Source organism: Leuconostoc sp., from assembly GCF_965300815.1.
This window is the reverse complement of record NZ_CBDKZH010000143.1, coordinates 1-2,866: the sequence shown is the minus strand read 5'-3', so window position 1 is coordinate 2,866 and position 2,866 is coordinate 1. Positions and strand designations below refer to the sequence as shown.

At 42.9% G+C, this 2,866-nt stretch carries 2 protein-coding genes and 1 pseudogene; 2 read left to right on the top strand and 1 reads right to left on the bottom strand.

Going from position 1 to position 2,866, the window contains the following annotated elements; genetic code table 11:
• A partial coding sequence (locus tag ACW12G_RS07390; protein ID WP_455647651.1) for a helix-turn-helix domain-containing protein occupies positions 1-125 on the bottom strand: 125 nt, incomplete at its 3' end.
• 141 nt (positions 126-266) lie between these two features.
• On the opposite strand from ACW12G_RS07390, the gene ACW12G_RS07385 reads away from it, so the two are divergent.
• Both ACW12G_RS07385 and ACW12G_RS07380 read left to right on the top strand, forming a co-directional pair.
• Positions 267-1,895, top strand: coding sequence for a malolactic enzyme (locus ACW12G_RS07385; RefSeq protein ID WP_455647650.1), 1,629 nt, complete (start codon positions 267-269; stop codon positions 1,893-1,895).
• Positions 1,896-1,918: 23 nt separating this feature from the next.
• Positions 1,919-2,866, top strand: a pseudogene (locus tag ACW12G_RS07380) (2-hydroxycarboxylate transporter family protein); the annotation flags it as partial.

The window sequence follows — 2,866 nt, the reverse complement described above, 5'->3', positions numbered from 1 at the left end:
TATGGCTCAAGTCGTTTTATGGCACTGCTAATGGATGGCTGACTTACTTTGAATTTTTTAGCCACTTTTGTAAAACTTTTTTCATGATATAACGCATCATAATATTTTAAATCGTTAATTTGCATGTTTAAAACCCTAAATATCAATATTTTGATTATCACCATAAATTTTATTTATGACGACGTGCTTGTTTGACTATAAACGATGGCGACCTGTATAGTCAAGGCAGTTGTTAAATGATAAACAAACATTTGGAGGATTTAAACATGACAACCACAGGATATGACGTACTGCGTAATCCATTTCTGAACAAAGGGACGGCTTTTACACAAGAAGAACGTCGCACGCTTGGTCTGATTGGGACTTTGCCAAGTCAAGTACAAACAATCGATGAGCAAGCCGCACAAGCCTATCAGCAATTTCAATCAAAAGATGCGCCACTTGAAAAGCGTATTTTCTTGATGAACTTATTTAATGAAAATGTCACGCTGTTTTATCATTTGATGGACCAACATGTCGCTGAATTTATGCCAATTGTTTATGATCCAGTTGTGGCGGATGCCATTGAACAATATAATAACATTTTTACTAATCCACAAAATGCTGCCTTTTTGTCAGTTGACCGACCAGAAGACATTCAGCAATCCTTGCTAAATGCCGCAGCTGGTCGTGATATTAAGTTGGTTGTCGTGACTGATGCTGAAGGCATTCTTGGCATGGGTGATTGGGGTGTCAACGGGGTTGATATCGCGGTTGGTAAGTTGATGGTTTATACCGCAGCGGCTGGTATTGACCCAGCCAGTGTTTTGGCAATCAGTATTGATGCAGGCACCAATAATCAAACTTTGCTCGACAACCCACGTTACCTGGGTAACCGGCACCCACGGGTTGCTGGTAAGGACTATCTGGCGTTCATTGATCAATTTGTGACTGCTGAACAAGCTTTGTTCCCTGAATCATTGTTGCATTGGGAAGATTTTGGTCGGGGAAATGCCCAAGTTATCTTAGATAAATACAAAGATGAAATCGCAACCTTTAACGATGATATTCAAGGGACTGGGATGATCGTTTTAGCTGGTATCTTCGGGGCTTTGAACATTTCTAAGGGAAAACTCGTTGATCAAACCTTCGTTACCTTTGGCGCTGGGACAGCTGGCATGGGAATAGTCAATCAAATATTCACGGAATTGCAGCGTGCTGGCTTGACTGCTGACGAAGCCCGCCAACACTTCTACTTGGTCGATAAGCAAGGGTTGTTATTTGAAGATACACCAGACTTAACGGCCGCCCAAAAACCATTCACCCGTTCACGTGCCGAATTTAACAATGCTGATACGTTGACAAACTTGGCGGATGTTGTGAAAATGTTTCATCCAACAGTTTTGATTGGGACGTCAACACAACCGGGAACCTTTACCGAAGAGATTGTGAAGGAAATGGCCGCACATACACCACGTCCAATTATTTTCCCCTTGTCAAATCCAACCAAACTGGCCGAAGCAACTGCTGAAGATATCATTCAATGGACCGATGGTCAGGCTTTGATTGCAACGGGTATTCCGGCTGCTGATGTGACTTATAAAGGGGTGACTTACAAAATCGGACAAGGGAATAATGCTTTGATTTATCCTGGTTTAGGCTTTGGGTTGATTGCATCAACGGCAAAATTGTTAACGCAGGAAACTATTTCGGCGGCGATTCATGCGCTTGGTGGCTTAGTTGATGCGCAAGAAGCAGGGGCTGCAGTATTGCCACCGGTTTCTCATTTGACGGCGTTTTCACAAAAAATTGCTGAAGTGACCGCTCAAAGTGTCTTGGATCAAGGTTTGAATCGTGAGCCAATTGCTGACGCAAAACAGGCTGTTAAAGATGCGAAGTGGTCGGCAGAATATTAAGCGGGATAGATAATAAAATTATGATGCAAAAAATACGGGCAACACAGGTTAGTGGCGTGAATTTACCGCTTTACCTCACCATGATGGTCATTTTAGCGTTGACCATTGCGCTGCATAAGTTGCCGCTTAATATGTTGGGCTTAACGTTGATGTTAGTCTTGCTGGGTCACTTTTTCTACTATATTGGTAATCGCTTACCGATCGTTAAATCTTACTTGGGTGGTGGGTCGGTCTTTACCATTTTTGCAGCCGCAGCGTTAGCGGCATTGGGTTGGATACCAGCTAATGTGGTAATGGCAACCAAAACTTTTATGAATGCGAACGGCTTACTGGATTTTTATATTGCCGCGTTAATTGTCGGCTCAATCCTAGGTATGAATCGTAATTTGTTATTAAAGGCAGCTGTGCGGTTTATTCCAGTATCGCTAGCAGCAATGGTACTTGGTTTCTTTGCTGTTGGTATCGTCGGCTGGCTGCTTGGCGTTGGTTTTGGTCATGCGGTAATGTTTGTGTCGATGCCGATGATGGCTGGTGGTATTGGTGCTGGTGCCGATCCACAATCACAAATTTTTGCGCAAGGACAAGGGACGAATGCTGGGGTCATGTTTTCTGAATTAATTCCAGCAGTGACGTTAGGCAATGTCATGGCAGTCATTGGGGCAGCCTTGATTGCCAAAGTCGGTGCCAATACCAAATATGATGGGCATGGCGTGCTAATTCCGATTACAGCAGCTGAAAAATCACAGCCTGTGACCAATCTTGATGCAACACGCATCGGTGTGGGGATGATGCTTGCCTTTTCATTTTTCTTGGTCGGCACAATCTTGAATGATTTCGTACCAAAAGTGCATACCTACGCGTTTGTTATTATTTTAGTGATTATTTTTTAAGCCTTTAATTGGGTACCCAAGCCATTAGAAGATTCAGTTGTGTTGTTTAATCAAGTGATCATGGGGAATTTAACGAATGAC

Coding starts and splice junctions, on each gene's coding strand:
- ACW12G_RS07385 (WP_455647650.1), top strand. CDS start 267: ATGACAACCACAGGATATGACGTACTGCGTAATCCATTTCTGAACAAA.